Origin of the sequence: Hymenobacter frigidus (genome assembly GCF_014640435.1) — a bacterium.
In the GTDB taxonomy this organism is placed as follows: Bacteria; Bacteroidota; Bacteroidia; order Cytophagales; family Hymenobacteraceae; genus Hymenobacter; species Hymenobacter frigidus.
In genome coordinates this window covers 1-26,458 of record NZ_BMGY01000020.1, presented here as the reverse complement: position 1 = coordinate 26,458, position 26,458 = coordinate 1, and the positions used below count along the sequence as shown (strand labels likewise).

19 protein-coding genes, 1 tRNA gene and 2 pseudogenes are annotated in these 26,458 nt (G+C 60.3%); 7 read left to right on the top strand and 15 right to left on the bottom strand.

Features of this window, described 5'->3' with window-relative positions; translation table 11 throughout:
* Positions 1-24: 24 nt before the first annotated feature.
* On the top strand, positions 25-495 hold the full coding sequence (locus tag IEW17_RS11770) for a DUF4293 family protein (RefSeq protein WP_188562243.1): 471 nt from the start codon (positions 25-27) through the stop codon (positions 493-495).
* An 80-nt stretch (positions 496-575) separates the two neighbouring features.
* On the opposite strand, the gene IEW17_RS11765 is transcribed toward IEW17_RS11770, so the two are convergent.
* The 5 genes from IEW17_RS11765 to IEW17_RS11745 all read right to left on the bottom strand — a co-directional run bounded on the left by IEW17_RS11765 (position 576) and on the right by IEW17_RS11745 (position 6,884).
* On the bottom strand, positions 576-1,514 hold the full coding sequence (locus tag IEW17_RS11765; RefSeq protein WP_188562242.1) for a proline and serine-rich protein 1 family protein: 939 nt from the start codon (positions 1,512-1,514) through the stop codon (positions 576-578).
* A 185-nt stretch (positions 1,515-1,699) separates the two neighbouring features.
* Complete coding sequence (locus IEW17_RS11760; protein WP_229748967.1) at positions 1,700-3,622, bottom strand: CHU_0125 family OmpA-like outer membrane integrity protein; 1,923 nt, start codon at positions 3,620-3,622, stop codon at positions 1,700-1,702.
* Between the two features lie 105 nt (positions 3,623-3,727).
* Positions 3,728-4,240, bottom strand: a complete 513-nt coding sequence (locus tag IEW17_RS11755; protein ID WP_188562241.1) for a hypothetical protein — start codon at positions 4,238-4,240, stop codon at positions 3,728-3,730.
* Between the two features lie 201 nt (positions 4,241-4,441).
* Complete coding sequence (locus tag IEW17_RS11750) at positions 4,442-5,293, bottom strand: (Fe-S)-binding protein (protein WP_188562290.1); 852 nt, start codon at positions 5,291-5,293, stop codon at positions 4,442-4,444.
* Between the two features lie 199 nt (positions 5,294-5,492).
* Positions 5,493-6,884 carry a 4Fe-4S dicluster domain-containing protein gene (locus IEW17_RS11745; protein ID WP_188562240.1) on the bottom strand — a complete coding sequence of 464 codons (1,392 nt, stop codon included), beginning with the start codon at positions 6,882-6,884 and terminating at the stop codon, positions 5,493-5,495.
* A 174-nt stretch (positions 6,885-7,058) separates the two neighbouring features.
* On the opposite strand from IEW17_RS11745, the gene IEW17_RS11740 reads away from it, so the two are divergent.
* Positions 7,059-7,131: transfer RNA gene (locus IEW17_RS11740), tRNA-Phe, on the top strand.
* 334 nt (positions 7,132-7,465) lie between these two features.
* Here IEW17_RS11740 and IEW17_RS11735 read toward each other — a convergent pair.
* The 7 genes from IEW17_RS11735 to IEW17_RS11705 form a co-directional block, all read right to left on the bottom strand.
* Entirely contained in the window at positions 7,466-10,570 is a 3,105-nt protein-coding gene (locus tag IEW17_RS11735) for a nidogen-like domain-containing protein (RefSeq protein ID WP_188562239.1), read from the bottom strand.
* 139 nt (positions 10,571-10,709) lie between these two features.
* Positions 10,710-11,951 carry an ice-binding family protein gene (locus IEW17_RS11730; protein WP_188562238.1) on the bottom strand — a complete coding sequence of 414 codons (1,242 nt, stop codon included), beginning with the start codon at positions 11,949-11,951 and terminating at the stop codon, positions 10,710-10,712.
* A 102-nt stretch (positions 11,952-12,053) separates the two neighbouring features.
* Positions 12,054-13,289: an NHL repeat-containing protein gene (locus tag IEW17_RS11725; protein WP_188562237.1), complete on the bottom strand. Its 1,236-nt coding sequence runs from the start codon at positions 13,287-13,289 to the stop codon at positions 12,054-12,056.
* 985 nt (positions 13,290-14,274) lie between these two features.
* On the bottom strand, positions 14,275-15,717 hold the full coding sequence (locus IEW17_RS11720) for a phage tail-like protein (protein WP_188562236.1): 1,443 nt from the start codon (positions 15,715-15,717) through the stop codon (positions 14,275-14,277).
* A 100-nt stretch (positions 15,718-15,817) separates the two neighbouring features.
* Positions 15,818-17,344, bottom strand: coding sequence for a T9SS type A sorting domain-containing protein (locus tag IEW17_RS11715; protein ID WP_188562235.1), 1,527 nt, complete (start codon positions 17,342-17,344; stop codon positions 15,818-15,820).
* A 261-nt stretch (positions 17,345-17,605) separates the two neighbouring features.
* Positions 17,606-18,046 (bottom strand): response regulator, encoded by a 441-nt coding sequence (locus tag IEW17_RS11710; RefSeq protein ID WP_188562234.1) that lies wholly within the window; start codon positions 18,044-18,046, stop codon positions 17,606-17,608.
* Positions 18,047-18,056: 10 nt separating this feature from the next.
* Positions 18,057-20,603 (bottom strand): PAS domain-containing sensor histidine kinase, encoded by a 2,547-nt coding sequence (locus tag IEW17_RS11705; RefSeq protein WP_262891830.1) that lies wholly within the window; start codon positions 20,601-20,603, stop codon positions 18,057-18,059.
* 849 nt (positions 20,604-21,452) lie between these two features.
* Between IEW17_RS11705 and IEW17_RS11700 the strand changes: the two genes are divergently transcribed.
* The 5 genes from IEW17_RS11700 to IEW17_RS11685 all read left to right on the top strand — a co-directional run bounded on the left by IEW17_RS11700 (position 21,453) and on the right by IEW17_RS11685 (position 24,105).
* Entirely contained in the window at positions 21,453-22,085 is a 633-nt protein-coding gene (locus IEW17_RS11700) for a response regulator (RefSeq protein ID WP_188562232.1), read from the top strand.
* A gap of 26 nt (positions 22,086-22,111) precedes the next feature.
* The gene (locus IEW17_RS11695) at positions 22,112-22,882 is read left to right on the top strand and encodes a PAS domain-containing protein (protein WP_188562231.1); all 771 of its coding nucleotides are present in this window, start codon (positions 22,112-22,114) and stop codon (positions 22,880-22,882) included.
* Entirely contained in the window at positions 22,883-23,284 is a 402-nt protein-coding gene (locus tag IEW17_RS11690; protein WP_188562230.1) for a sensor histidine kinase, read from the top strand. It abuts the gene before it with no gap.
* Between the two features lie 239 nt (positions 23,285-23,523).
* Positions 23,524-23,679 carry a hypothetical protein gene (locus IEW17_RS20935; protein WP_229748966.1) on the top strand — a complete coding sequence of 52 codons (156 nt, stop codon included), beginning with the start codon at positions 23,524-23,526 and terminating at the stop codon, positions 23,677-23,679.
* A 57-nt stretch (positions 23,680-23,736) separates the two neighbouring features.
* On the top strand, positions 23,737-24,105 hold the full coding sequence (locus IEW17_RS11685; protein ID WP_188562229.1) for a hypothetical protein: 369 nt from the start codon (positions 23,737-23,739) through the stop codon (positions 24,103-24,105).
* 34 nt (positions 24,106-24,139) lie between these two features.
* Here the strand turns inward: IEW17_RS11685 and IEW17_RS21590 are convergent.
* The 3 genes and pseudogenes from IEW17_RS21590 to IEW17_RS11665 all read right to left on the bottom strand — a co-directional run.
* A pseudogene (locus tag IEW17_RS21590) lies at positions 24,140-25,239 on the bottom strand (IS701 family transposase).
* Positions 25,240-25,347: 108 nt separating this feature from the next.
* On the bottom strand, positions 25,348-26,019 hold the full coding sequence (locus IEW17_RS11670) for an IS3 family transposase (protein WP_188562226.1): 672 nt from the start codon (positions 26,017-26,019) through the stop codon (positions 25,348-25,350).
* A gap of 68 nt (positions 26,020-26,087) precedes the next feature.
* A pseudogene (locus tag IEW17_RS11665) lies at positions 26,088-26,363 on the bottom strand (transposase); the annotation flags it as partial.
* Positions 26,364-26,458 lie beyond the last annotated feature (95 nt).

Sequence of the window (26,458 nt, the reverse complement as noted above, 5' to 3'; positions counted from 1 at the left end):
CCCCTTTCTAACAATACAGCAAAGATGATACAAAGAATCCAAAGCGTGTTTTTACTGTTGCTGGCCCTGGCCATGCTCAGCCTGTTGGCGTTGCCGCTGTGGCACAAAATCGACGGTCTTACCAACCAGGAACTGACTCTCACCGCTTTCGGCTTCGATGCCAAGGGCCTGGCGGTGCCCGCCCCGGGGACGGTCTGGATTATCGGTTTGCTGGCCGCCGCCTCGGCCGCCGTGGCGGTGTTTGAGATTTTCCAGTTCCGCAACCGCACCAAGCAGCTCCTGCTGGGGTCTGTCAACCTGCTGCTCATCACGGCCACGCTCGGGGCCGCGTTCTACTTCTCGAATAAGGGCGAGCAGCTGCTGAACCTCAAGCTGGAAGGCCAGTTCCTCACGGCTTTCTACCTGCCCACGCTGGCCTTGCTGCTCAACCTGCTGGCCAATCGCTTCATCCGCCGCGACGAGCAGCTGGTGCGCAGCGCCGACCGCCTGCGCTAAGCATCAAGCTCGCGCTAAAGCCAAAAGGCCGCTATCATCACGATAGCGGCCTTTTGGCATTTTTTAGTCCGGTGGCCAGATTAGCGTTGCTCCTGCTCCAGGGCGCTCACGGCCTGCTCAACATCGCGCTTGCTGGATTCAAAGTTGAGGGTCTGGTACACGCGGGTAAAGTTCTGTGGGTCGGTCACGTGCGGGTAGGCAAACTTGGCCAGCTCCACCCGCGAAGCCTCAAAATCGAGGGCCAGCAGCAGGCGTTTCAGGTCGTCGGTTGGCAGGGCGCTCTGGTCCAGGGCCGCTTTGGCCGTGCTCAGCTTGCCGGCTTCGAAGCGCTGCTGCCGCACGGCTTGTACTAGGCCCTCCACTTCCTGCGGGGGAATGCTACGGTAGCTGCTCGTCGCGGAACCAGGGTAGTAGCCCGCGCCGCCGGGAGCGTTGCCGTGGCCCGTGCCGTCGTTGTTGCCATAGTCGTCGTCACCGTCGTCATCATCATCATCGTAGCTGCCGTTACCGCCGTTATTGCTGCTGCCGTTGTTATAATAGCCGCCACCGTTTTGCGGATAAGTTGGGGCCGGGCCGTTGGGAGAGTAGTTTCCCTGGCCGTAGGGAGCCGGGCTGTTGTAGCGGGGGCCGCTGGAGCTGCGGCCGTAGCCATTGCCACGGTTCGGGCCGTAGAGAGCCACGGCGTTCACCTGGCGCAGGCCGAGGGGCCGGCCGGGACGGGCGATGAGCACGAAGGTGGTTTCCAGGCCGGGCTCCAGCCACACGCGGCTGCGGAAACGCACCACCCCGCCGTAGGCCGTGGGCACGCTGAAATCGGCCCAGTGCACGCCCGGCACCAGCTGGTCGACGTGCACCTGCCGGGCCACGCCCCGGGTAAGCGGGCGGCCATCGAGCACGAGACCAAACGGCACGCCGCGCTCAGATGCGAAGTTGACATTAGCCGGTGCGGGCCCGTGAGCCAGTGCCGGAGCCACCGCCGAGAACAAACCGGCCAAGGCGAGGAGTAAAGCCTTTTTCATAACGAAAAGGAAGTAGTAGCCAACCCGTGAATTGAGCCGGTGGTACGGCATTTTCAAAAGGTATGCCACGTTCGGAACCTCGGTGCCAATGCGCCTGTTCGCGCCTGGTTTACAGATAGAGCACGCACGAAAAAGCCCCCGCAACCGAAGTTTTGGGGGCTTTTTCATAAAACAATGCAGTCCGTTTACTTGGCCACTCGCGTCACCCGGAATTCGGTGCGGCGGTTCTGCTGGTATTCCTCTTCCGTGGTGGGCTTCAGCACGATGGGACGGGTTTCGCCGTAGCCCTTGGCCGTGATGCGGGCCTTGTCCACGCCCTTGCTCACGATGTAGTCGACGGCGGCCTGGGCGCGCTGCTGCGAAAGCTTGAGGTTATAGGCGTCTTTGCCGCGCTGGTCGGTGTGCGAGCTCAGCTCGATGGAGATTTTGGGGTTGTCCACCAGCGTTTGCACCAGCGTATCGAGGTGTGTAGCGGCATCCGGGCGGATGTCGTACTTATTGTAGTCGTAGAGAATGTCCTTGACTTCGATGGCCTTGGCGAGGATGATTTTATTCAGCGTCAGGGTCACCGGCACCCGAATGTCGTTGGTCAGGTTGGGCAGCTGGTCCTGGCTGGGCTTGCGGCCCACGGTGCTCACGTTGCCACGGGCAGCGAAGTCGCCGGCGCGGTCAGCCACCAGCGTGTAGTTCGTCACCGAGTCCAGCTTCAGGCTGAACTTGCCGTCCGGGCCGCTGATAGCGGTCTGGCGCTGGCCATTGGCACTGGTGAGGCTGACCTGAGCACCGGCCACGGGTAGGGTGGTTTTGGCTTTGTCGTCGCGCTCCAGCACCGTACCGTCGGCGTAGAAGGTGACCAGCTTGAGGGCCTTCTTCTTGAACATGTACTCATCGTCGGAGCCTTTGCCGCCGGCCCGGTTCGAGCTGAACAGGCCCATGTCGTTGGCCATTGGCACCGGAGCAAAGTCGTCGGCCGCGCTGTTCACGTCGGCCCCCAGGTTCATCGGCTTGCCGCTTTTCACCATGAAGATGTCGAGCTTACCCACGCCGGGCCGTCCGTCCGAAGCAAAGTACAGCGTGCCATCGGGGGCCACGCCGGGGAAGTTGTCGTTGCCGGCCGAGTTGATGCTTTCGCCCAGGTTTTCGGCCGGCGAGAAGCGGCCGTTCGGCCCCAGGGTTGCCTTGTACAGGTCGTTGCCGCCCTGGCCGCCCTTGCGGCTCGACGCGAAGTACAGCGTGGTGCCATCGGGCCCAAAAGCCGGCGAGAAGTCGTCGGCGGAGCGGTCGTTGATGTTGGCCAGCACGGGCTCGCTCCAGGCCCCGGCTTTGTTGTAGGAAATCCAAAGGTCCACGCTCAGGTAGCCTTTCTTGCTGCCGTCGTTCGAGCGGGCAAACACCACCGTCCTGCCGTCGGGCGTGTAGGTCGCGCTGGCTTCGTGCTTGGTTTCGGAGTTGAACGGGCCTTCCAGCTTGTGGGCCGTGCCGCCGGTCATGGTCGCCGCGTTGTCAAACTTAATGGCGTAGAGGTCGTTGAAATTCTCGCCGTTGCCGAGGAATTTCTTGCCGTCGCGGCCCGAGGCAAACACCAGTTCGCCGGTGCTGGCCATCATCGTGCCGCCAAAATCCGAGGCCGCCGAGTTGAGGGCGTCCACCGGCATCACCTCGTACTTATTCTTGGTAGCCGCCACTTCCTTGCTGGCGGTGGCGTTCTTGCTTTCCCCGTCGGCGCGGACCGCCAGAGTGCGGTTACCGCCGCTGCTGGCATAGGTGGCAAACTGAGCCGCCGCTTCGTCGTATTTGCCGTTGGCCTTCAGGGCTTCCGCATAGCGGAAGCCGGCATCGGCATTCTTTACGCCACCATCCAAAGCGGCTTTGTAGAAAGGCTCGGCCATTTCCACCCGGTTTGAGAGGCGGTAAGCTTCGCCAAGCCGGAAATTGGAGATGGCAGCGTTCTTACCCTTGGCAATGTCGGCCTGGTACAAGGGAATCGCCAATTCATACTGGCCGCGGGCGAACTGTTTGTCACCTTTGCTCAGGCTGCTCGTGGTAGCACAGCCGTTCAGCAGCGCGGCGGAGCCGGCCGCGGCGCAGATGAATAATAGTTTCCTCATGGATGGAATAGTGGTGGGGGTGGGGAGGGAAGGGAAGCGGGGCACCGGGAAGCATTCTCCATTCGGCATTTTTGGGTTAGCAATAATACTACGTTTGAGTAGCATTCATGCAAGCTGCGGGTTTTTTTCTTCCTGCCCGAAGTAGCGGGCTAGCCAGGTTTGCCCGGCGGGCCGGGGCCACTCTGTATCCAACTCACCCTTGGTTGCTATCGTATTATCGAAATATGGCGTATTCGCCGTGAGCGCGCCGGCGGCTATTGCCGCCTTCAATTCTGTTCGCGTCATAACCTGAACCGTACCGGCCGGCAAAAATGCCAGGCGTGATTTCTCCAGCAGCTCCACGCCCAGCTGCTGCTCCAGCTGCGCCACAAAGCGTACCGACGCATCGATGGAACAGCCGCTCGCGCCGGCCACGCCTTCGTTCAGCCCCACTACTAAGAACTGTTGATGCCGGAACCCGGCCGAGGCCAGCAGGCTGCGGCCGTGGCTGGTCCATTCCTCGGCAAACCGGGCCAGGGCGGGCAGGGTTGCCGTCATTTCTGCGTCCGTAAGGGAGCGGTTGGCTTGGTAAATCCAGACCCGGGCGTCGGGCGGGAGTTGGTGGAAGGCAATATGCATGAGGCGCAGAATTATTGGTTGGTAGCGTAGCCGTAGCGTTTTAGTAAAAACGCAGCTCCGGAGGACTTATTGCAACAATAAAGAACGTCATGCTGGGCTTGTCGAAGCATCTCTGCCGCTGTACCAACCAAAATTAGTTGCGCGGTAGAGGTGCTTCGACAAGCTCAGCATGACGTTTCGATTTCTTCAAAAAGAAGCCCGTTAGGCGTTGATGCCCTCGGCGGAGGCTATCAGCTCGGCCAGGTCAAACACCTGCACGCGGCCTTCTTGTTCCTTGTTTTTCACGCCGTCGCTCATCATGGTCATGCAGAAGGGGCACGATACGGCGATGATGCTGCCCTGCAAATCGTGCGGGCCGGGGGCGCTGGTTTCGGTTTCTACGCCGCCTAGGTTGGCTAGGGCTTCGGCCTGCCCGCTGAGGGTGGCCAGGGCTTCCTCGGTACGCTCGATGTTGATTTCCTTCTTGCCGGGCTCGGCGTCTTTCCACATCTGGGCCCCGCCCGCGCCGCAGCACAGGCCGTTGGCGCGGCTGCGCTTCATCTCCACTAGGTCGGCGTCGAGGGCGGCCAGTACGTCGCGCGGGGCTTCGTAAATATTGTTGGCCCGGCCCAGGTAGCAGGAGTCGTGGAAGGTGATGCGGCGGCCCTTGAAGCTTTCGCCGCCGCTCACGCCTACTTTGCCCTCGTTGATGAGTTGCTGCAGGTAGGTGCTGTGGTGAATTACCTCATAATCACCACCCAGGGCGGGGTATTCGTTCTTGATGGTGTTGAAGCAGTGCGGGCAGGCCGTCACGATTTTCTTGATGCCGTAGCCGTTCAGCGTCGTGATGTTCGTCATGGCCTGCATCTGAAACAGAAATTCGTTGCCGGCGCGCTTGGCCGGGTCGCCGGTGCAGCTTTCTTCCAGGCCCAGCACCGCGTAGTTGGTGCCCACATGCTCCAAAATGCGCACGAAGGCGCGGGTCACGCGCTTGTACCGGTCATCGAAAGCGCCGGCGCAGCCCACCCAGAACAGGATTTCGGGCGACTCGTTGCGGGCCGCCAGGTCGGCCATGACGGGAACGTTGATTTGGCGCTTTTCGCCAGCAGCGGGAGTGGTTGGGGACATGATGGGTATAATTTAAAACGTCATGCTGAGCGCAGCCGAAGCATCTCGCGTGCAGCAGTAGCCATTGACGGCCCAACGGTTGAGTTAGTGCCACACGCGAGATGCCTCGGCTGCGCTCGGCATGACGTTCAATTGGTGTTGTTAATTACGCGACCACCGCTGCGGGCTGCTTCTCCGTAGCAAACAGCTCATCGGCCCAGTTGAACCGGTCCGATGGCGAGAAGGCCCACGGCGCGCCGTTGTTCTCAATGTTGGAAAACATCACGTTCAGCGAGTTGGGTGCGGCCGATTCTTCCAGCACCAGGAAGCGGCGCATCTCGATGATGCTCTCGAGCGGGTTGATATTCACCGGGCAGCTTTCCACGCAGGCGTTGCAGGTGGTGCAGGCCCAGAGTTCCTCGGGTGTCACCTTGCCGCGTAGCAGCGTGGCGTTGGCTAAGTCCGTAATGGGCTCGTGCTTGGCTTCGGCCCCGTACACGTTGGGCTGAAAAATCAGCGGCGAGTTGTACTTCTCCTCCACCCGGTCGCGGGTGTCCATGATGATTTTGCGGGGCGAGAGCAGCTTGCCCGTGAGGTTGGCGGGGCACACCGAGGTGCAGCGGCCGCACTCAGTGCAGGAGTAGGCGGCCAGCAGGTTGGTCCAGGGCAGGTCCTCCACGTCCTTGGCCCCAAAAGGTGCGGGGGCCAGCGCCGAGCCATCGGCCGCGGTGGGCGCGGGCGGCACCACGAAGCTGGGGTCCATCATGGCCTTCACCTCGTTGGTGATGCTTTCCACGTTGGAAAACTGCCCCTGCGGCACTAGGCGCGAGTACCACACCCCCGGAAACGCCATGATGATGTGGAAGTGCTTCGAGCTGGGCAGGTAGTTGAGAAACAAGAAGATGCCGATGATGTGTGCCCACCAGCCGGTGCGTTCCAGCACCTCCAGGGTGGCCACGTTGGTGGGTAGCAGACCCACTAGCAGGTTGCTGACGGGGAAGGTGCCCGGCAGGTCCTGGCCTTCCATCTGGTGCAGCTTGAGGTCGGCGGTGTTCATGAAGAACAGGGCCATCATGAGCACTACTTCGACGTAGAGAATGATGTTGGCGTCGAGCTTGGGCCACAGGCGCAGCTCGGGGCCGCTAAAGCGCTTGAGGGGTGGGTTGCTGTTGCGGCGCCACCAGAATGCGGCCACGGCCACCAGCACCAGGGCCGCCAGGATTTCGTTGGTCGCCATCAGCCCGTCGTACACCGGTCCCAGAAACTTGAGGAAGCGGTGGGTGCCGAACAGGCCATCGACCACAATTTCCAGCACCTCCACGTTAATCACCAGAAAGCCCACGTACACAATGAGGTGGAGCAGGGCGGGGGTGAGGCGCTTGAACATCTTCTGCTGGCCAAACGCGACCAGCAGGGTTTTTTGGAACCGTTCGGCGACGTTGCCGCTCATGTCCCGGTCGCGCCCAACGAGGATATTGGCCCGTATTTTTCGGACCTGCCACGCAAACAGGCCGAACGCCGCCACGAGCAGCAGTAGAAAGAGGATGGATTGCAACATGTCAGTAAAGGTAACAAGACAGAAGGCTTTGTGATTACGAATATACTCGGCATGCCGAATACTTTGCGGGAAAATATTCGCCCATCGGTACTTTTTTTGCGTGGTTTCTTGCGTCGTTGCTTTGCTATCGTACCTTTGCGGTCCCCTAAGCGCCCTCAAGCATGGCGGGGAAGCGGCAACATAGCTCAGTTGGTAGAGCACAGCACTGAAAATGCTGGTGTCGTTGGTTCGATTCCAACTGTTGCCACGAAAAAAGCCTCTAGCATTGCGCTAGAGGCTTTTTTGTTTTTTAAGGCAACACCTAAGCGTAGGGGGCGTGGCCACGTTGGCGCTGGTCCTGGGGCTTGTGTGGCTTGCTTATTTCTGCGGTCATGACCGCAGAAACGCCGGTTCTACGGCTGTTTGGTTTGAATGGGAGCCTTGTCTTCAGTGTTTTGGGTAATTGATGTAGAAAGCCAGAACCGGAATACTCGGCAGCTTGAGAAATAGTAGTCACCAAAAAAGCCATCGATAGAAACCGATGGCTTTTTTGCAGTTCTTCAGTGTGCGGTCGCCGGGTGAGGTAACCTATTGCATCGCCGTTACCGGGTCACGGATAAGCGTTGGGTGATACTCTTACCCAGGCTTTCGTACCGGCAGAGGTAGATGCCGGTGGCTAGCGGGGTAGCATCCAACACGAGCGAATATTCCCGGTCGGCTTCAGCTACTCCGTTGAAAAGCACCGCTACTACGCGCCCCTGACCATCGTAGACGCGCACCTGCACGGCAGCTGTTTCGACTTGCCGGAAACGTACCGTTGTGCTGTTGGCAAACGGGTTGGGGAAGGCCTCCAGCAGCGCAGTTTCCTTCAGTGTAGCGGGGGCGGCCGGGGTACTGGATGCGCCCTGGGCGCCAAGCACCAGCGGGGCGATGCAGCTACCCAGCCGGTCGCCGGGGTGGCCGTTGAGATGGGCGGGCACGGCGTTCGCGCTGATGCAGATTTCGTGGCCGTTGTGGCATACCAGCACCTTATCGTTTTTATTGCCGCAACGCACATCCAGCACGACTACCGTGACCTGGCTGATGGCCGCCGTGCAGTCATTGGCGTCGACAACCGTAAGGGTATAGGTAGTCGTGACGGTAGGGCTGGCCGTGACAGTATTGCCAGTGGTACGGCTCAGGCCAGTGGCCGGGGCCCAGGTGTAGGTGTAGCCGCCCATGCCGCCAGTAGCTACGCCGCGAAGCTCCAGGGACTGGGCACCGTAGCCACGGTAGAGGGTGCGCGGTTGCGCGCCATTAAAACTTGTGAGCAGGGTGGCGCTGGTCGTAACGGTTATGGCCGGGGCCTGCGTGAGCGTAATGGTACGAACGATACGCATGCCATTGGCGTCGGTGACGGTGACCGTGTGCGTACCGGCCGGCAGCCCCGTGGCGGTGGCTCCAGTCTGGCCGGTGCTCCACAGGTAGCTATACGGCTGGTCGCCGCCGGTCACGCTCACGGTTGCGGTGCCGGTACGGGCGCCGTAGCAGCTTACATTGTATCCGACGGAAGCGCTGCCGCTGTTGATTGGGCTGAAAGTGGGGCTGCTCAAGCTGGCAGACATGGCCCAGCCGAGGACCGTTACCTGGAATGAGCGGCTGGTGCGGTTGCCAGCGGGGTCGGTGGCCGTTAGGGTAACCGTGGTAACGCCCACTGGAAAGACCGCGCCGCTCTGGTGCGAGGAGGTAAGGGTCGCGCTGCAGTTATCGGCCACCAATGGAGCCGTCCAGCGCACGATGGCTGTGTGATTATCAATCGGGGTCGTGGTGCTGATGTTGGCCGGCACCCCGCTCATGGTGGGGGCAAGGCTGTCGGCCACGGTGACCACTACCGCGCCAACGGCCGTATTGCCGTGCACATCAGTCACCGTCAGGCTCACGTTGTTAGCGCCCAGGTTGGCACAGCCAAAGGAAGTCGTGCTCACCAAGGTTGATGCCACGCCGCAGGCATCCAGGGAGCCGTCGTTCACCTGCCCCGCGGTCAGACTGGCCTGGCCGGCCGCATTGAGGTATACCGTAGCCGGGCGGGTGCGCACGGTGGGTGCGATGACATCCACGACGGTAACGGTGGCAGTGGCGGTACCCACGTTGCCATTCCCATCGGTCACGGTTAGGGTCACGGTGTTCGGGCCCAGGTTCGAGCAGTCGAAGGCCGTGCGATTGAGGGCCAGGGTAAAGATGCAGTTGTCGGTGCTGCCATTATCCACGTTGGCCGGCGTGAGGGTGGCGGCACCGGCGGTATTCAGGGGCAGGGTGATGTTGCGGGTCCGGGCCGTGGGGTTCACGGTGTCCTGCTGCCCGAGGCTGTAGGAAGCGGTAGCTGTGCAGCCGTTGGCCTCGGTTACGGTTACGGTGTATGTGCCCGGGGGCACGCCCGTCAGGTCTTGGGTGGTGGCACCGTTGCTCCAGCGGTAGGTCAGCGGGGCGGTAGCATTGCTCACCGTCAGGTCGAGGGCACCGTCGGTGCCCCCGGGGCAGGCCACGGGAGTAGGGGTGGCGGCGAGCTGCAGGTTGCAGCAGGCTACCACTACCACGTTCAGCGTGACGGTGGTAATGCCCGTGGGGCTGCCGTTGTCGGTAGCGGTCAGGATAATGGGGTGCGTACCCACGTTGCATGGGGTGCCCGTGATGACGATGTGCGCGTTGGCGATGGTGCCATTGGTGGTCGTCACACTGGTGTTGCACAGCCCGTTCGTGTTCACGCCCACGGTCACGGTCTGGTTCACTTCCGGTCCCAGAAACCGTGGGTCGAGCGTTACGGTCTGGCCACAGGCTACGGTCACCGTGTTGTTGAGGGGCATATTATTGGCCGAGGGCGGCGCGTTGCCCGCATTGCCCACATTAAAGCCGAAGCATTGTCCATCGAGGTAATTCACGCCGTCATGGGCTCCGCCGGGGCCGTCGTAGTCCGAGTTGTTGAGGTTGAAACGGCCCACCTGCACGTAATCAAGGTTATTGCCGTTGTTGACACCCACCGTGGCCGGGATACCCATGAACCCACCGACCCCGCCCGAGGCCAAGCCCGTGGTCCATTGCATGTCGCCGTAGCGCAGGCTCACGTTCTGGCCGGGGCCTAGCAAGGCATCGGTTTCGGAGCCAATAATGGCCTGGAAAGTACTCAGCTTATCCGCCATGGTGCCGTAATAGCCCACGTTGTCCCACGTCACAATCAGGTTGGTGGGGCTCAGCTTGTAGTGAATCAGGCCGCTGGCGGGGTTGCGCGTGTCCACATCGGACCAGAAGGGCGCCACCATGGGCACACCCGACGGAAAGCCCGACGATGAAAAGCTGCTGAAAGGTCCCTGAAACGTCAGGTTGCCGTTGGTGTTTATCCACACCTGCGTGTAGGAGCTGCCGTACAGGCGAAACGTGAAGGGCAACGCAATAGGCCCAAAGGAGCCGTCATCGTTGCGGCCCAGGGTGGTGTAGGAGGCATCGGCTGGAATAAAGCAGCCATTCCCGGTGTACTGCGGCCCGGAGGCAATGCCGCTGCTGCCGCTATTAACGGCGGGCGTGGGGGCCGGGCGGTTCCCGAAAACCAGCCCGCTTTTCGCCATATCATAGCCGCTGGTCAGCGAAGGGTTCGTAACGGTTTGCCCCACGCCGGTCAGCGCAGTGAGCAGTAGCGGCGCCAGCAGCGCCGCCAGGTATAGTACGTGTTTTCTCATGACATGGAATTGTAAAAGGATGCCGTATAGCAGGGTGTAAGACCCCAACGGGTGGCAAAGCCGCGCTTTGCCACCCGTTGGGGGAGACAGATTAAGCAACTGGTCATCTGGTTGCTGCCGTCGTTTTTTATAGGAAAAACTACTCTTGCACAAACCGGAGCGTTTGGCGCCGGGCACCCTGCTGCAGGTGTACCAGGTACAGGCCCGGGGCGAGGCGCGGGCCCTCGTTCAAGGGCACCGAATTGCTGCCCGTATTCAAGGGGAGCTGGCGCGCAGCCACCAGGTGGCCAAGGGCATCCGTCAGGCGCAGGGTGGCGGGGCCGGCTTGCCCGGCCTGGATGAGCAGGTTGGCGGGCAACTGGGAAGGCGAGGGAAACGCCTGCATCTGAAGGCCCGCCAGAGGCGCAAGCGCGACCATCCGCAACGGGGAATAGTGCGTTGAGCTATCCGTATCGACCTGCCTGAGCCGGTAGTAAACCTGGCCTGCCGAGTACTCGGCCAAGCGGGTATCCGTCCACTGGTAAGTGCGCGCTTGCGTAGAATTGCTGGTGCCACTCACGCGGCCTATCGTGCCGAAGTGTTGGCCATCGGCGCTGCTTTCCAAGGCGAAGTAGGCGTTGTTCTGCTCCGTTGCGGTGGTCCAGCGCAGCAGGGCCGTTTCGCCCTGGCGCTCAGCCGTGAAGCTGATGAGTTTCACCGGCAATGGAACATCGGCCGCTGCGGTGCTAATGTTGTTGGTATTGAGCGTGATGATGCCCCCCCGGGTGAGGGCCCGGCCCTGAAGCGTCGCATTAAGCATCATGTTGATGTCGGCATTGACCAGCAGGGTTCCTTTGAAAGCGGAATTTTCGCCGATGTCGACGCGGCCGTTTATCTGCCAGTACACCTTGCTCCATGAAGCGGAGTTGAGCAGCCGTACGTGGGTTGCGGCCGCAGCCGACAAGGCCCCATTAATCCGGATGATAAACCCGGCGTTGGCATCGCCGAGACCATCAAGATTCAAGTCGCCGGATAGCGTAGCGGCGGTGCTTAGCAAGTAAACACCCGGCGTGAGGGTTTGGCCACCGCCCAAAGCCGCGCCGAGGGTAGTGCCGGTGGTATTGAGGCTCATGGCGGAATAAGCCGCGTTCACATCCTTAGCCGCTTGGCTAGAGGCACTGTCCTGCACGGAAGGTATCCCCGTATGCGTTCCGGGGGGAAAACCGGTTACGGCCCCCAAATTGGTTCCGATGTTTCCGGTAATAGCGGTTGCTCCAGTATTATTAAATGCGCCACTGGCCGTGAATGCCCCGTAGGTCGAAGCTGTTCCCAAGGCGGGCGCCTGCCCAAAGCTGAGTCCCGAAACAGCCAGTAGCAGGGTGAGTAGTAAGGTTGCTCTCATAGCGTTAGTTAGATACTGATACTGAAATGTTTTTGGCAATTGCTTTCCTGCGCACTTCTTCAGCACGTCGGAAAGCAATTCCCTCCTCAAAAGCGTATTAGGTTAGGGCTGTGGTACCGTGGCCCGCCCAACGCAGACTTGCGCCGCCGGCGTGCCCGATTGCAGCTGGGTAGCGCCAAACGTAGCGGCCGAGCTAAAATCACCGCCCACGAATACTTCGCCGCCCGGCGCGAGGGCCATGGCCTGGGTGCCATCGGGTTCGGCGCCACCGCCAGCGGTGAGGCCCAGCCAAGCACCCTGTTGGTTCAGGTACCCAATAAAAACATCTTGATAACCGCGGCTGGTGACGTGGAAAGTGCCGGCGTAAATGGTCTGGCTAAAGGTGCCGGCCACGTAGAGCTTGCCCATTTTATCTAGGGCAATGCCGACAATGCTTTCGAGGTAGTTGCTGGACAGCACGGTAGTCCACTGCCACTGCCCCGCATCGGTGATGCGGGACACGAAACCATCGTCGCTGGAATTGCTGCTCAGGCGCGTGCTTCCAAATTGGCCGCTGCCCCAGAAGGAGCCCGTAACAAACACGCCGCCCGTGGGGTCAACCGCCAGGCCTTTGCCATAGGCGGTGTTGGTGCTGGTGGCCGCGGTGGCCCATCGCCACTGCCCGGCACCACTGATTTTGCCCACAAAGGCATCGTCCATGCCCTGCCCGGTGAGGATGGAGCTGCCAAATGCCGCGGTGTTGCTGAAGTAGCCCGTGACGTAGACATCGCCGGCTGCATTGGTGGCCACGGCGGTGGCCTCATCGTTGCCGGCCGCGCCCGCCCCAATGGCCCACTGCCAGCCCCCATCGTGGCCCATCCGGGCCACAAAGGCATCTGTGCTGCCGTTGCTAACCAAGGCGGTAGGCCCAAAATTGGCCGTTTCAGTGAACTGGCCGCCTACCACCAGGGCCCCGGTGTTCGAAACGGCGAGGGAGCACACCCGGTCCTGGCCCGGGCCGCCCGCCGAGTTGGCCCACTGCCACTGGCCGTAGGGGCTGATTTGAGCCACGAACACGTCCATGTCTCCTTGGCTCGTGAGGGCAGCAGGGCCAAATTGAACCTGGTTGTTGAAACTGCCGCTGATGAAGATGCGCCCCGCGGCATCTATGGCCACTCCGGTGGCGTGGTCACTGCCCGCGGCGCCCACCGAAACGGCCCATTCCCAGTTGCCCGCCTGGGTAAGCTTGGCCACGAAAACATCGCTGCGCCCCCGGCTAACCAGTGTGGTAGCGCCGAAGTTGATGCTTTCCGTAAAAAATCCTACTTGGTAAGAATTGCCGGCGGCGTCCACGGCCAAGCCTTTCAATTGCCCAATGCCGGTTCCGGTTGATTGGACGGCCCATTGCCAGCTGGGGTTTTGGCAATGCCCTTTCTGACTCAGGAGTAAAAAGGCAAGCAGCAATCCGCAGATTACCGTTGATTTAGCGAGCACAGCGACTCGCTGACCCAACAAAACCCGGTTAAAAATCAAAAGGCGAAAGCCAAGTAAAGCAATCGGATGAGTATAAGCTTGGGTCATAACTAAGTAGAATAAGAGGTATTGCAAAGATATTTTGCACGCTCATCGCTACCTGTAAAAAGTCCTACCTAAAATGCGGTAGGACTTCTACCCCAAACGCTTACTCTACCTTGGCTCAACGCCCTTCTTACTTGTTCATTCCGCCACTCTTTCAAGTGCTTGTTCTAAATTAATTGTACAATCAGAACGTCATGCTGAGCTTGTCGAAGCATCTCTACTGCTTCGTCAGGGTCGTTCAACGAAGCGGTAAAGATGCTTCGACAAGCTCAGCATGACCCCCCTAATACCTCATTTAATTTTGTGCAAGCACTTAGCTTCTGATTTAAGCAGCTAGCGCCTGCGGTTTCAACCTGCCTGGTGAAGTAAACCGATAACGTACCGACGTGCTGGCGCGCGTCGCAGACGCCCGCCAGCACGTCGGTACGTAGCGTTAAAGCGGTTCCGGGGTTAGTGTACGTGTAGCGTGGACTCTGCGAGTCCGCGTGTCGGCCGGGCCGGGCGCGGACTCGCAGAGTCCACGCTACATCGCCCACGTACACAAACTTCGAAACTGCTCTAGTAAACCGCAGGCACGTTTAGACTCGTGCCCATTTCCTGGGCCAGCTTCTTTGGGGTTATCCCGGGTTTCATTCAGGACCTGCCAGGGCAACCCGGTGGCACAGCCCGCCACAGCCAACTTGGTGACCATCTTCCCACCGGTCGCCTTGGCCAACTGACCGGCAGAAGAGCCCGCCGAACCGGCCCGGCCAGAACCGGTACCGGGCTATTCTGAAACCCGTAACTGCAGGTCGGAGATTGTGACGCTGGCGGTGCTGGCGGTGTTCCGGATGCCAAGCTCCAGAAAATCTCCGGTTGCCAAGTCCACGTCGGTTTCCAGTACTATCTGAAAGCCCTGGTTATTGAGCATGGAACCGATGGAAGCGGCGGGCAATGGAATGGTCACCCCGTTTTTGATAATAGCAATGGAGTAATCAGCGCCGGCAAAGGGCGCTTTGCCGCCAATTATGGCAGTTACCCGCACCGAAGTGGACGATTTGCCAGCATAGGTGAGCCTGTTGGTGGTGATGGACGTGAATTTCTGCTGCCGCACTATCGTCGTGTTGCCCGCCACCTTCACGTAGGATGTCTGGTCGACAAAGTTGGTGGCCGTGGTGTTACCGTTCATATATAGGAAGCCCTGCGCACGGGTATTCGGAACCCCCGTGTTGTTTTGCATTTGCCAGCCGGGCGTGTCGCCACTAAACCCGGTAATGGGCGTGGCCACGTTGCGAAACATGTTGGTGCTCATCCGGCCCCGGTCCACGGTTGCGCCCGAAATCTTGATGCCAGTGGCGGCGACGTTGGGGGTAAAAATGAAGTGGTTGTTGGACAGGTCCACGTCGTTTACGGTCAGGCCCGAAAGCATCTCCACGGCACTGTTGCCGGCCGTGATGCTGCCAAACAGGTTGAAGCCCAGAATCAGCCGGCCCATGGTGCCGGTTACTTTCAGGCCGTCGCTCACGTCGAAGTAGTTCTGCAGGATAATCACGGCCCGGAACCCTGATACCGTGCCCACGCCCGGGCCCGCGGGCTGGGCCGGGGAAGCGGGCTTCACATTGTTGCCGGTGATGATGTTGCAGGATTTGTCGCCCACGTTGTCCGCGAAGTCATAAGCCTTGGTGGTAGAGCTGGCCAGAATGACGAGCAGCTTTTCCAGATACACGTGCTTGCCGGTGCTGCGCAGCACCGCCCCGCTCACGTTCGAGGCCACGCCGTCGCCGACTGGGTTGTTGCCGCGCGCCGCGGCCCCGTTGAGGTCGATGTAGTTGGGGCTGATGTTGACGATGCCCGAGAAGGAATACATTTTGCCCTCCACCAGCGTAATGACCCCGTTAGAGGGTGCCGGCAGGTCGGCCAGCGAGTTCACGTTCACCACCGAGCTGGTCGGACTCATGAAGCCCGTGGCTTCCCAGTTTACCCCGCGAAAGACATCCACCGTGTTGGTGGTCAGGTTGTACACCTGGAGGCCCACCGTGGGACCCGCGATGGCATCGCGCTGCACCGTGGTCATGCGCGGAATCAGCAGGCCGCTGGAGGTTGACGAAATATCGAGCATCGCCTTGGTGTCGGGCAATGCGCCCGTCGCATTAATGCCAACGTTTTGGGCCATCAGGTAGCCCGCGCCGGTTTGCATTATCAGCAAGCACAGCAGGTAAATCTTTTTCATGTTATGGTAAGAAAACAGACAAGCGGCCACGTTTTGGGGGCCAGAAAACGATAGGAAAAAGCGTAGTAAACCCCGCACCGGTGGGCCGGGGCACTGGCGGCTATTGGCGCGTGAGGGTGAGGTGGCGCTGCTGCGCGGCCTGTGTGACGGTGAGCAGGTATACGCCCGGGGGCAGCGAAGCCGGGGGCACCAGCCGGTGCTCGCTGACGCCACGGACCAGCACCATCGTCTGCTGCCAGACCGCCCGGCCCAGCCCATCGCGCAGCACTACGCTGGCGGGGCCGGCACCCAAGGCCTCCACGGCCACCGTCACGGCTTCGCCAAAGGGATTGGGGTAGGCCTGCAGCTGCAGGGCAGTGGCCATGGCAGCGGCTACGGACCGCACCGGGGAGAAGGTTTCGGTGCTATCCCGGTCTACCTGGCGCAGCCGGTAGTACACGGTGGCTACCCTGTAGCGGGCAATGTTGGGGTCTTTGGTGTCATACACCGCGCCCTGGCCGTTGGTGCTGCGGCTGGCCACCGTTGCGATTCGCCGGAACAGCTGTCCGTCGGTACTGCTTTCCACGTCGAACTTGGCGTTGTTGCGCTCGCTCGCGGTGGTCCAGCGCAGCCACGCGGCATCGCCCTGCCGCGCGGCGGAGAAAAGGCTGAGCTCGACGGGCAGCGGATTGGCGCGGTTGCTCACGGTGTAGCGCGAGAGCGTGGTGGTGGTGGCCGTAATGGTCCGCGTAACTGCCGAAGTAGGCTGCATGGTGGTAAACCACGACCCGCCCGCCGGCCGCTGCTGCCACACCTGCGCCGCCGTGAAATCCGTCAGTCCATTGTCGTCGTCGGCTAGCCAAGAAAACGTGAGGGGGATGGCTTGTATGGGGGACAAGGTGGACGTGAGGGCCCAGATGCGGTCAATGCCTTTCGAGAGCCCTCCGTTCGAGTTGGTGGCATAGCTTACGTTCGCCGTGGTTAGCCCGGCGGTGCGGGTGGCGGTTACTGTGCCCAAGGGAGAGCCGGTCGCGTCGAGCGCCAATCCGTTGCCAAAGTCCAGTACCCCGGCTACCAGGTCGCGTATCACGCGCAGGTTGCCCTGCACGTAGCGGCCCGGGGCTTCACCCGCCACGGTGGCACCCGGGAGCAGCGTCAGAAACGCGGTGGGCTCGGTGCGCACTCCCCCTTGGGTAAGCAGCAGCTGGCCCGTGAGCGTAACATCGTTGGGCACCAGCACGCGATTGGTGCCGGCACTGCCCGTGTTGCGCACTTCTACCTGCGCCAAGTTGCTCCCGCCCGAGGTCAGGGTTTGGTTGACTGCCCCAGCAAACACCACCCACCCGGAGGAGTTGAGGGCCCCAGCATTGGCAAAGTCCCCGGTCAGGAGCAGGGTGCCGGCATTGGTCAGGGTGCTGCCCGCCGTGTTGGCCATCGACCCCCGCACGACCACGAAGGCTCCCGGCTGCACAAGTACGTGCGCGCCACGGTTGGCCAGGGTTTGGGCCGCCAAGGACCCGCTGGCCCCAAGGCTGGCCAGCCCCATCAGGCAAGCGGCTACGCGAAGGTGGCGGCCAGCCGGTGTACGGCGCGGCGGCCGGCCGGGAAGGCTAACCAGCGCGGGTAATCTGGTAAAGAGTAATATCATTCGTAAACAGCTCAAGGGAAGCCACAAAGCTATGGCGGCCCCTGCCTGTACCTTGCCCAAAATCACTACCCTAATTGAGGGATAAACGCTCAATATTATTTGGTTGCGGCTTGACATATCCCCTTCGAAACGGCCCCGTGCGTAGCGGATACCTCCTGGTTTTGCTGTTGCCGCAATGCCCGGGCTGATTGCGCAATGCAAGGGCTGGCCACACGCTATTTGGTCAAGGGCTGGCTGACGAAACAAAAGCTGCCAGCAGCGCTAGGCCTCGCCCCGGCTACTGCGCGCGCCAACGGCAGGCGCGGCTGCCAGCTGTGTTCTGGTTTTTTTCAGTACTACTGCCCGTATGGTCTCTTCGTCGAGCGGCTTATGAATGATGCCATGCACCAGTGCGTGGTCCCGGGCCTTTTCCGTATCAACCAGGGCCAGCGAAGAGGTGAGTAGGTAAATCCGGCACCCGTCCTGCAGAGCGGAGGCATGGGGAGCCAATGCGTCCAGAAATCCCCAGCCGTCCATCACCGGCATGTTCAAGTCGAGGAAGATAAGCCCGGGCGGGTTGGTAGCCAGCCGGGGCAGCAAGTGCGCCAAGGCTTCTTCGGCACCAGCAAAAGCCAAAATCGGGGCCATGAAGCCTTCCAGACGCAGCATATGCTCGGTAAGGAACAGGCTGACGGGGTCGTCGTCGATGAGGTAGGTGAGCATACCGCCGGAATTAACGCTTGTCTAAGTGGATGGTGAAGCGGGTGCCAAAATTCACCTCACTGGTGACTTCAATCTTGCCGCCCATGGCCTCCACGTGGGTCTTGACCAGGAACAGGCCAATGCCCCGGCCGCGCTGGTTGGTGTGGAAGCGCTTGTAGAGCTGAAAGACGTCGGAACCGGCCTTGAACATGTCGAAGCCCGAGCCGTTGTCGGTGAACGTGATGGTGGGGCCACCGTGCGCCCCGGTGCAGCACACGATGTCGACCTGTAAGGTGCGCTCCTCGGAGCGGTACTTGATGGAATTGGACAGCAGGTTGTAGAAAATACTGTAGAGGTAGGCCCGGTTGCCCCGGGTCATCAGCTGGTCTTCTACGTTGAGCACCACTTTGCCGTCGCACTCGTGCAAGGCCTCCTCCAGGTTATTAATGGCTTGCTGGCAGACATCTTTCAGGGCCAGGGGCTCCATCGCCTGCATGTCCTTCTTGTCCCGGATGGAAAGCACCAAGTTCAAATCCTTGAGCACATCGTCGGCCTGCACCATGCTCTGGCGCAGGTGGGTCAGAGCCGTCGCAAACACTTCGCCATTTTTATCCATTTTCGTGAGCACCGTGGCCAGCCCCAGGGCGTTGGCCAGGGGAGCCCGCAGGTTGTGCGAAATCACGTAAGTGAACTGCTGCAAGTCGCGGTTTTGGCGGTACAAATCCTGGGTCATGGCGGCCTGGCTGGCCTCCACCTCCTTGCGGAAGGTGATGTCTTGCTGAATGGTCACAAACTGGGTTAGCTGGCCGGCATCGTTGTGAATGGGGGTGATATCCATGGCAAACCACAGCTTCTTGCCCGATTTTTTGTAGTTGAGGATGGTGGCCGAGAACGGCCTGTGCTGCTGCATGCGCTCCTGAATATAGCTTAGCGTTACGGGGTCGGTTTCGGGGCCTTGCAGCACCGAGCCCGGTACGCGGCCCCGCACCTCGTCCAGGCCATAGCCCGTTTGCTTGGTAAAGGCATCGTTGACCCATTCTGTGCGCCCCTGGGCATCGGTGATGACCACGCCGTTGTCGGTGCCGCGGGCCACCAGAGCCATGAGCTTGAGCTGTTTATCGGCCTTCACCCGTTTGGTAATGTCCGCGAAAAACACCGACAGGCCCTCGGCGAAGGGATAGGCTTTCACTTCCAGCCACAACTTTTCGCGCTCAAAATAGACCTCAAACTGCACTGTCTCCCCCGTGGCAATAGCCTTCTGGTAGTGCTGGTGACAGATGCCGTCGACCTCTTCGGAGAACAGGCTCCAGAAACTGATGCCGAGGGCGCCTTCACGGCTTATGCCCAGCAGCCGCTCGGCTTCGGTGTTAAGGTACGTCAGCTTCCACTCGTGGTCGATTGAGAAAAAGGCGTCGTTGATGCTCTCCATAACCATGGTGAGCTGCGCCGCTTGTTGCTTGATAAGGCGTTGCGCAGTAGTTATTTCCGTAACGTCCTGCATCGTACAATACACGCCAATAAGTTCGCCGTCGACCATCAGCGGCGTCTTGGTCGCTTTCATGATTTTTTCTTTCTCGCCCTCAAACTGCACTTTGGTTTCGAACTGCACCTTGGCCCCGTGGGCCATTTCGAGGTGCATCTGGGAAATTAGGGGGCGTATCTCCGCGGGCAGGAAGTCGACCAGCGGGCGGTTGAGGATTTCCTGTTTTTCTTTTTTTAGGAAGGCCAGCAGAGCCGGATTGGCGTCGAGTACCAGGCCATCGGCAGTTTGAAAAGCGGCCAGCGCGGAGTCGCTATCAAAGAGGACCTGCAAGCGCTGCTCCCTCTCGGTGTGCACCAGGCAGCTGAGCCTCCGTTCCGTGATATCGCGCGAATTCACCACGAAGATTTTGGTGGCATCCTGCAAGTAGGCATTCAAGGTAGTTTCCAGCCACCGCCACTCGCCACTGGCCGTGCGGAAGCGAAAGTCCGGGATTGAAATAACGGCCTGCGTGGCCAACAGGGCAAAGTAGGATTCTACCATCGCCAGGTCGTCGGGATGAACAAAGTCGAAAGCGGAATGGCCCACCATTTCTTCGGGCCGGTAGCCGATGGTGTGCTGCGTAGCACCGCCCGCGTACGTGAAAACCCCCTGCTCGTTCACCAGGCCCACCATGTCGAAACCGTGCTCGATGATAGTCCGGTGCTGTATTTCCTGCTCACGGGCTTGCTGGGTGGCGTGCCGCTGCTGGGTCACGTCGCGCCCCACGCAAATCAGCAGCTCATCGGCGGCGGCCCGTAGCGCCGACCAGGCAATGTGGACCTCTTGGCCGTCTTTGCACAGGCAGCGGCTTTCAAACCCCACGGGCTCGGCCCGGCCACAAGCGTCCAGGAATTTTTCCAGGGCGGTGGTGCTGTCGTCGGGATGGATAATATCAGAGAAGTGTTTACCTATCATTTCGGTTGTATTATACCCCAATGCCCTTTGGCAGGCGTCGCTCACGTGCCGAAACCGGCCTTCGGGGCTTAGCGCACAAATGAGGTCCGGGGAAAAGCTCACCATGGTTTTCAATATTCTGAGTTCTTCTGAGGTGCTCATTGGAGTTCGCTGAGGAGTTCTTCGGGCTGGGGCCAATAGGAAGTACTGGAAAATGGTCCGTTTTGGCAAGGTTACGGCGCTGGTGCCGGTTCCTTGAAATACGCACCACAAATGAAAGCTTAGTCAACCCGAAGGCGTTCAACTATTCAGCGGTTAATCAATAAATTTCCGGTAGCGTTGGTGAAAGAATCGCCGTTGGCCTTTCGGAAATGGCGTCAATATGCGGTTCTTTGTTGGTGCACGCCGAAGAGCGGATGCCCCAGGCGGCGGCGCGGGTTGCCCAAAAAGGGTGTAGGTAGATGATGGAAGCGCACCGAGGGTGCTTATAATTAATGACAAAGACGAACAGGCTGCTGCCGGACAAGCCACTAGTGGCCCGTGGCAGCGGTGCTGGTGGCCACCTGGCAGGGCTGCCGCTGGCCGGTGCTAGGCCATTACAAAATTCCCTTTTTTCACTTCCGCTTTTCCGCAAAAAACCTACCCTAGATGCGGGTCTTGGCTCATCATTCATTTCGACGCCCCCTCCGCTCTTGCGCTCACTATTCAAATACACAAGTAAACTATTTTAATTCGGCCTCCGTTGGGCACGTGCTCAGCTGTTTGTAAGTCAGCGTGCTAGGGGTCATCCGTCCAACACCCAGTAGTTGTTGGGAGGCCATTGGTCAACTTTTGGTCTGCACACCCGCAAATAGGGTAGGTCTGAAGGAGGGCTTTTTTTGAGACAGCTCCCAAATTCGTATTTACATTCAAACTTCTTCCCGGTTTCCAGTCCGCACCACCGATGGTGGGCAGAGGAGCGGACAAGTACCTAAAATGAGTTGGTCCCCAGGTTTTTCTTTTTTAGAGCGAATGCAGTCCTTATCCCTGGCTATTGTGGAGGACGACGCGGTCATGGCCAAAGTTCTGCGGACCTACTTCACGCAGCAGCCCGAAATCAGCGTGGTGGTGGTGGCCGACTGTGTGGAAGACCTGCTCACGGAGCTCGATGACGCGCTGGTGCCCCAGGTCTTGTTGCTCGATGTCGGGTTGCCGGGCATCAGCGGCACCGAAGCCCTGCCGTTGCTCAAGCAGAAATACCCGACCATGGAGGTCATCATGTTCACGGCCTACGAGGACGTGGAGCATATTTACCAGGCCTTGTGCTGCGGAGCCACCGGCTACATGACCAAAGGAACCACCCTGGACCAGCTCAAAGCCGGCGTGCTGGAAGTGGCCCGCGGCGGTGCGCCCATGAGCCGCGACGTCAGCCGCAAGGTGCTCTCGCACTTCCGCCCCACGCCCACCACGCACTCCGATTTGCTCACCCCACGCGAACGGCAGGTATTGCAAGGCATTGTGGACGGGCTGAGTGATAAGGAAATTTCCACGCGCCTCGATTTGTCGACCCTCACCATTCGCACGCACGTGAAGCACGTTTACCGCAAAATGCAGGTCAATAGCCGCACGCAGCTGCTCAGCCAGCACATGCGCGGGCTGGTTTAGCCTCGGCAAGGCCACTTGCTGGGCCTATGGAGTTGCGGGTGTGCGAGCAGGTGGCCGTGGCCATTTTCCGGGGGCCGCACTACGTGATTGAGCTGGCCAACCCGGCCGTGTGCGCCATTTGGGGCCGCACCGTCGACCAAGTGCTCGGCAAGCCGCTGTTTGAGGCCCTGCTCGAGGCCGCTGGTCAGGGTTTTGAGGAACTGTTCGATGGCGTGCTGGCTACTGGCGTGCCCTACGTGGCCACCGAATTGCCTTCCACCCTCGACAGGGCCGGCCACCGCGACACCGTGTACTGGAATTTCGTGTACCAGCCGTTGGTGGATGATGCGGGCCAGCGAACCGGCGTTTCGGTGGTGGCCACCGACGTGAGCGAGCAGGTACGGGCCCGGCGGAAACTCGAGCAGTTCGGTCAGGAACTGGCCATCGCCTACGCCGGCCTGCAGGTGGCCCACATCGACACGGAGCTGGTCAACGCCGCCCTGAGCAGCCACAACCACCTTCTCACCCGCACCAACGCCGACCTCGACAGCTTTGTGTACGCGGCCAGCCACGACCTGAAGCTGCCCGTGCTCAACCTGGCCGGGCTCTTCGAAGAGTTGCGCCGCAGCGTCACCTTTACCGACCCCACCGAAGAACGCATCCTGGTGCCCTTGTTTCAGGACAGCCTGCGTCAGCTCACCACCACGCTCGACGACTTAGCCGCTCTGGGACAGCTGCAACAGGCCGCCCTGGCCCAGGCCGAACCCTTGGCGCTGGATGAAATGGTGGAAGGCGTACTACAGGCACTCGAACCCTAGGTGCGAGCCGCCCGCGCCCACGTCACCGTCGATTTTGCGGCCCGGCCCGTGCTTTCCTACCCGCGCGCCACCCTGCGCACCATCGTGCTCAACCTGCTCAGCAACGCCCTCAAGTACGCCGACCCCGCCCGCCCGGCCCGGGTGCACGTGTCGTTCTGGCTGGCCGATGGCGAGCCGGTGCTCTGGGTACAGGACAACGGCCTGGGCTTCGACGCCGCCGCCCACGGCCCCGAACCGTTCCAGCTGTTTCGCCGCTTCCACAGCCACACCGAAGGCACGGGCGTGGGCCTCTACCTCGTCAACCGGCTCGTGCAGGCCAACGGCGGCCACATCGAAGTGGATAGCAGCGTGGGCGTGGGCGCCACCTTCCGGGTGTACCTGGGCCCCCTGCCCCAGCCCTAGCTCCTCCGCTTTATTGTTGGCAGCCAAGTACCAATTAGTCGGTCTGGCTCTAATCCGGGCCAGCGGATTGGAAAGAGGTGGGCCGTGGATTCTGCTTTAAACGGCGGTGAAAAGGCTAACAATTATCGAAATGTCGAAGGTTTGGGGGACTTGGTCGAATTTTGGCAGAGAAGTGCAACTTAATAACTTGTTTTACTAAACATCAATCATTTCACCCAGTAACCATTTCCATTTTCACAATGAAAAAGAACGCTACCTCCGCTTCCAAATTGGGTCTTCAGAAAGAAGTTATTGCTTATCTGATGGGCGGTGCCGCAACAAGTCCGGCGTTTGGCAACCTTGTTACCACCACTTCCTCAACGCCAATCTGTATGCTGTATACTGACCAATTGTAAGCTCGAGCCAAGAACAGGCGGCAGTATGGTAGGACAAATAATTCGGGATACTTGAACGTGCACACTTGTGGAATAATCGAAGACGAAGATTTGGCGCAGCAGCTGTTGATAAAATACATCAATCGGTATGCGGGGCTGGAAATTGCGTGGTCTTCGGAAACAGTCGTCAACCCCAAGTCGGTGGCCCAGGTCGATATCGTCTTTCTGGATTTGCTGGATAATTCGTCCAATGCGTTGGGGCTGATGAGTGGGGGCGTAAAAGAGTTTGCACTGCATTTTCCCAACATCATCATCACGACGGCTTACCCGGTAGAATATGTGAAAAGCGTTGGCATTCGCCACACCCAGGTGCTCATCAAGCCCTACACTTACCTGGCCTTTGAGCGGGCGGTAACCGCTACTTTGAGTAGGTGTAAAATAGCGTAAGCGCTACACATGCTGCTCATATTAAAATCTGATGTTACGCACGGAGTTGACCGAGTTGGTGGTACATGGCTTTCAGGCCGACGGTATAGGGCTGGGCTTTGAGACGAAAATGTCCGATGCCGCACTTGAGCTTAAGCACCTCCAGTTTGGTGTAGGCCAGCACGGCGGCAAAGAAATGGGTGGCCTGCGTGGCCAGGGTTTTGGTGGGCGCCTTGCCCATGGAGGCGTTCTGTTTGAGCGACTTGTGGTATTCTTCCACACAAAAAGCTTGATGCGCTTTTCCACCGTCTCTGGTAAATCGTGGTCAGTTGGGCTTGGTCCAGGTCGGTGTCGCTGCTGACCAGATACAACATGCCCTGGCTACCGTCCTGGTTTGTAAAGACTTGCCTGGTTACGAGCACCGCCTGCTGGACGGCCCGCAAATAGACGCGCAAGGATTGCGTATCGGGAAACACCAGCGACTGCACGGCCTGGAACCGGCCCTGCGCGCGGTCGGCGTCGCTCAGGGCCACGGTGCGGCTGCTTTCGAGGGCAAAAAGAAAGTGGTGGCCCAGGGCCCGCACCAGGGTCATGTTCTCGGCCGAGGCATACCAGCTGTCGGCCAGCAAGTAGCGGTAGGCCACCTGTTGTTGGGGCCACCCCGGTAAGGGCTACGCGGAGCATCTGCTGCAAATACTCATTCTTGGTGAACGGGCTCTGATAACTCGTTTTCTGCGTCTTGGGCTGGTAGACGGGCACGGTTTTGCGCACCAGCTCGACGGCGATGGGAAGGGCCAAGTCGGCGGCCTAGTAGAGCAGGCTGACGAAGTTCAGGCCCTTGACGTAGCGCTGCTGACTGTGGTCCCAATGGGTGCAAATCAGCTCGTTGGCGTCAGTGTGCGCCTTTTCCAGCACCGAATCGTCGACGATGAGCACGGCAAACTTGCCGGCCGGCCGCCGGGCTTCGGCCTGGCGAATCAGGGGCTTGGCCTGCCGCCAGACCTCGGCCGGGCCGTAGGTGCCTTGACTCAGCCAGCGCGTGATGTGGTCGTGGCTCAACGCCCCGTCCAGCAGCCGCGATAAGCCCGTGGCCGTCGTCGGACCCGTCGAACTCAGCAAATAATCCGTGTACAGGTCCAGCGTGCAAGTCATCATAAGCTACTAAACGGGCTAAGATGCCCAACGACTGCGTAACATCAGATTGTAGTAGTCAAAATAGTCGGCGATGCTGGCTTGCGCGTCAGCTAAATCGGCAAAAACGGGTCACTCGCGCAGTTCGAGCACCTCCATTTTAAGGCGGGAACAGAGACTTTCAGCTTGGGCATTGTCATAGCATTCGCCGCGGCGGCACTGCGAACGCACGGCCCCGTGCTGGTGCAAGAGCGCGCGGTGGGCGTTGCCGCAATACTGCCCGCCCCGGTCGGAGTGGACGATGAGGCTTGGGGTAGGCGGTTGGGCAAAAGAGGCTCGCTGCAAGGCCGTGGTGACCAATTCTTCCGGCATGGCGGCCCCCGCGTGCCAGCCCACGACGTGCTTGGTGCATCTATCCTGGAAGGCGCACAGATATGCCCACTCTCCGTTGGCCAGCGGCAGGTACGTGATGTCGCTGACCCAGACCTGGTTGGCCTGGGTCGGCTTGGGCTGGTCAAGTAGCCGGTTGGGGGCGCAGCGCAGCCCGTGGGTGGAGTCGGTCGTGCGCGGGGTGTAGGTCTTAGGTTGCAGCGCGCGCAGGCCCCGGCGGCGCATGGCCGTGCGCAGGCGTTGGCGGCCCACCCGGTGCCCTTTTTCACGCAGGGCGACTTGCAACCGGCGGGTGCCGTAGCGGCGCTGGTGGATGCCAAAGGCTTTGACCAGCGCCGTTTCCCAGGCCGGAGTTTGCGCCGCCACCGCCCGCTGCTGCCCCGTTTGCCACGCATAATACCCACTGGCCGGCACCCCGAGTACCTAGCAGAGCCGCCGCACTGGGAAGTACCCGCACTCGGCGGCGATGAAGCAGTAGCGGCTCATTGGTCCGGCGTCTGTGAGAAGATGCCGATGGCTTTTTTTAAAATCTCCAACTCCAACTCCTGCGCCTGCCGCCGGTTGGCGGCCCGCAGCTGGCGCAGTTCGGCGGCTGTAGCCGGGTCTAGCGCCGCCCCCAATGCGGCCGCCATCGGCGTTTGAGCAGCTTTTTGCCATTGGTAGAAACGTTTCGGGTCGATGTTGAGCGCCCGGGCGGCGGCTTGGGTCGAGCGGCTTTGCTCGGCCAGGCGCAAGGCTTCGGCACGGAAGGCCGCGTCGTACTTGCGGCGGTTATCAGGTTTTGCAGCAGACTAAACACATTTAGCAATTCGGGCGAGCAGGTCCTCCAGGTAGTGGTCGTTCCAGCCTAAGC